Here is a 4,403-nt window from a genome sequence, read left to right as displayed (position 1 = left end):
CCGACACGGCCAAGCATGGGGGCATGGTTTCTGTATGGACTTGGGACCGAGAACCCCAATCTGCCCGGATATCTGGTGCTGTGCCCGGGACGTCCTGTGCGTTTTTCGATCCTTTGGAACAGTGCCTTTCTGCCATCACAATATCAAGGGACCTACATCAATCATTCGACGATCGATCCCGAAAAGATGTTGCCGCACCTAAGTAATACCCGGTGGAAACATGCAACTCAGCGGCAACAACTCGATCTGCTGCAACAGTTGAACGCCGCGCATGGAATGACGCGGGGCGACGATTCGATTCTGAAAGCTCGCAGTGAAGCAATGGAAACCGCCTATCGCATGCAATTCGAAGCCAGCGATGCGTTCGATTTGAATCGCGAATCCAAACACACGCGTGCGGCCTACGGCACCGGCCAATTCGCCAACGGTTGCTTATTGGCACGTCGAATGGTCGAACGTGGCGTTCGTTTCGTTCAAGTCTATTATGGGAACGGACAACCCTGGGACACGCATAGCGGCCACAACAAAACGGTCCCCAAGCTTTGCAAAAACATCGATCAACCTATCGCCGCCTTGATCACAGACCTGAAGCAACGCGGACTACTCGACGATACGCTGATTGTGTGGGGCGGCGAGTTTGGTCGAACGCCCGTTTCCGAGAATGGTAACGGACGCGACCACAACCATCATGGCTTCACGATGTGGATGGCCGGTGGCGGTGTTAAAGGCGGAACCAGCTACGGCCAAACCGACGATTTTGGCTTCAAAGCGGTTATCGACAAGGTTCACATTCATGATTTGCACGCTACGATGCTTCACCTGATTGGATTGGACCATAAACGTCTAACGTACCGCCACGCCGGTCGCGATTTCCGTTTGACGGATGTCCATGGTCGCGTGGTACACGAGATTATCAGTTGATTGCTGTATCGAATGGATTGCCGCAATGTGGAATGCTTGCAGCTGTCAAGACGCCCCCCAAATTCTAATAATCGAGCTAATGTTAAAACGAATTTCCACCTACTCTGCGATTGCGATCCTGTCGCTTCTGCCTTCCCTCGTCGTCGTGGGGGCGGAATCTGGCATCGATTTATACGTTTCGGTTGACGGCGCTGACACACATCCCGGAACGCAGTCGCAACCATTTGCGTCCATCCAACGTGCTCAACAGGCCGTTCGCGATGCGCGTCGACGCCAACCCGATCAAGCGGTCACTGTTCAAATTGCGGCCGGCCACTACACGCTCGACCAAACCGTGCTGTTTACGGTGGCGGATTCGGGACATTCTGCCCAGCGTCCAGTGCGATATCAGGGCCATGGAGAGGTCATCATATCCGGTGGCCGCCCAATTTCCGGATGGCTATCCGATCCTCAACATCCCAAGCTTTGGAAAACTCGCGTTGCCGAACCGAAAGCAGGCGACGGCCAAGATTGGCGATTCGAGCAGCTGTGGGTCAACGGGCGTCGTGCCTCGCGTGCGAGAACGCCTAACGAGGGTGATTTCCACACCCTACTGGCCGTTAGCGAGAAGCCAATTCCAGGATCCAAGCGGATGCTAAAACACAGGTTCGCCGCTCTATCAAATGATTTAGCGTCTCTAAAAGCCGTCGACGAAGTATCACTTCGCGATGTCCAAGTTGTCGCCTACCACAAATGGGACACCACGCGTGAATGGCTGCAATCAAGCGATCCGCAACGCGGCTTGTTCACCACTCAGGGTGAGATCATGAAGCCGCACAATCCGATGAAACGCGATTGCTTGTACTACCTCGAAAATTATCGGAACGCGTTGGATGCTGCAGGTGAATGGTTCTTGGATCGGGATGGATGGCTGTTCTATTATCCGCGTGAAAACGAAACGATGGCGGAGACGCAAGTGGTTGCAGCAGCCGTTCCGCGATTGTTCGATTTCCAGGGCAATATTCACGATCCCCAACAACGTGTCAAACATATCCATTTCGACGGGATCAAACTGCAACACGCGGAATTCCGCATTCCGCAAATTGGCATCCGCTCGAATCAGGCAGCCATGAACGTGGACGCCACCGCGATTCAGCTCGATGGCGCCGAGGACATTCGGTTTGTCAATTGTGCAGTGGAGCACATCGGTGGCACCGGGTTTTGGTTTCGCAAAGCCTGCCGCGGCTGCAGCGTCCAGCACACCCGAGTCGCTGACGTCGGCGTCAGTGCGGTGCGAATTGGCGAGATGCGTCTTGTACCAGAACCGGTGCGTACCGGCGCAATCACGATCGACAATTGCATCTTACACAGCGGCGGGCGAATCTTGCCACATGCGGTCGGAGTGTGGATTGGACACAGTAGCGATAACGCAATCACACATTGTGATGTCGCCGATTTCTATTACACCGCCGTTTCGGTCGGGTGGCGTTGGGGTTACGCCGACAGCGGAGCGAAACGCAACCGCATCGAGTACAACCATTTGCATCACATCGGATACCGAATCCTTAGCGACATGGGCGGTGTTTACACGCTCGGTCCCAGCGAAGGCACCTCGGTCAGCCATAATGTGATCCATGAAGTCTATGCAACTCGTTACGGCGGATGGGGACTTTACCCTGACGAAGGCAGCTCGCACATCGTTTTTGAAAACAACTTGGTGTATGACGTTCGCGATGGTGGTTTTCACCAACATTACGGCCGCGAGAATATCGTTCGTAACAACATCCTGACATTCTCCGAAGAAGGTCAAGTTGCAGTGACACGTGCCGAACCGCATTTGTCATTCACCTTTGAACACAACCTAGTCTATTTTGACGCCGGACGACTGCTCGGAAACGCGGGCTGGAAAAATGGTGTCAAAGTGGCCATGAACCACAATTTATACTGGCGTGCCGACGGTCAACCACTGGATTTTGATGGCAAAACGTGGTCGCAATGGCAGGCGGCGGGGCACGACCAAAATTCGATCATCGCCGATCCGCTGTTCGTCGATGCCGAGAATCGCGATTTCAGGCTGCGACCACAGTCGCCGGCAACCGAACTCGGTTTCGTCCCGTTCGATACCACAGCAGCCGGAGTCCAGGGCGATCAAGCGTGGAAAGACCTTGCCGCGACGACCAAGTTCCGCGAACCCTATGACGTGCCGCCACCGGCCCCAATGCATGTCGACGATGATTTCGACTCGGATACCCCGGTTTCACTGCTAGGAATTGCAACGCTGCAACAGGAAGGACGCCAATCGTTGATCGGTGTCGTTCCCACACCGGAGGGAAATGGGCGCTGTTTGAAGGTGCAAGACGCAGTCGATATGAAAGCTGTCTACAACCCTCATTTCTATTGGCAGCCCAACTACACCGGAGGCAATACACGCTTGAGTTTTCGCATTCGATTGCAGCCAACGGTCGCGGTTTCATGTGAATGGCGAAGCGACACCCGTCCCTATCAAACCGGGCCCGTGCTGAAGTTCACCGACTCGGCTGTGACAAGCCGTGGCCGCAAATTGATCGACATTGATGCCAATGCATGGATCGACGTCACCATGGAAGCTCCGCAAGGCAAAGCCAACAGCCGCTGGACAGCGACGTTTGTATTGCCCGATGGCCAACGTCATGAGGTCACCGATCTGAGTTGTGATCCCGACTGGACCGACACTCGCTGGGTTGGCTTCACTGCAACGACTCGTAGCGACGCCGCATTCTTCTTGGATGATGTCAAAATGCACAACGAATAAGATGACGTCTTGAACCGTGCCCCCCACAGCTTCGCAACCTGTTAGTCCTTGCCCAAATCCGTTCCTTGGCCCCAAACATCACGATTTGATGAAAAACAAAAACGTCAACTTGTTCATGCTCGCTGTGACGGCATTTACCTCGAGTATTCTGCTTGCGAATGAGGAACCAAGTGAAGGTTCGCTCGGCAATCGTCCCAAAGATAGTGTCACTTTCTATGTTGCAGTCGATGCCAACGGTGACGGCAATGGCACTTCGTCGGATCCGTTTCAAAGTCTGGAACAGGCACGCGACGGAATCCGCGCCGCACGTAAATCATGTCGCCTTAGATCTGACCAACCGGTGACAGTGCGAATTGGCCCCGGCGTCTATCGACGATCATCCTCGTTCCAGTTGTCGGCCGAAGATTCCGGTACGGCGGGCGCACCGGTTGTCTATCGAGCCACTAAACCAGGTAGCGTACGGATTCGTGGCAGCGTGGCACTTTCGCCCTCGGCGTTTACTTCAGTGTCTGACGACGCGATTCGATCACGACTCGACGACGCAGTCCGTGACGACATTCTTGTCTGCGACATTTCGGAAAGCGTTTCCGCACCGTTCGCATCATTTAAAACCTCCTTCCGAGGCGTTCCGGTTGCTCCGTGGTTGTATGTTAATCACCACCCCAAACCGCTCGCCCGCTGGCCGAATCTCGGTACGCCCGAACAGGGATGG

Annotated in this window: 3 protein-coding genes; all 3 read left to right on the top strand. The window is 54.6% G+C overall.

Features of this window, described 5'->3' with window-relative positions:
* Nucleotides 1–921, top strand: a 921-nt coding sequence (locus tag RMSM_RS05505; RefSeq protein WP_040764244.1) for a DUF1501 domain-containing protein, incomplete at its 5' end; no start/stop codon positions are given.
* 79 nt (nucleotides 922–1,000) lie between these two features.
* Nucleotides 1,001–3,691 (top strand): right-handed parallel beta-helix repeat-containing protein, encoded by a 2,691-nt coding sequence (locus RMSM_RS36450; protein ID WP_008692722.1) that lies wholly within the window; start codon nucleotides 1,001–1,003, stop codon nucleotides 3,689–3,691.
* A gap of 88 nt (nucleotides 3,692–3,779) precedes the next feature.
* Nucleotides 3,780–4,403, top strand: a 624-nt coding sequence (locus RMSM_RS05495) for a hypothetical protein (protein ID WP_008692721.1), incomplete at its 3' end; no start/stop codon positions are given.

The sequence above is a fragment of the Rhodopirellula maiorica SM1 genome (assembly GCF_000346295.1).
GTDB classification, from domain to species: Bacteria; Planctomycetota; Planctomycetia; order Pirellulales; family Pirellulaceae; genus Novipirellula; species Novipirellula maiorica.
The sequence above is the reverse complement of the archived record's forward strand: the minus strand, read 5'-3'. Positions and strand labels throughout refer to the sequence as shown.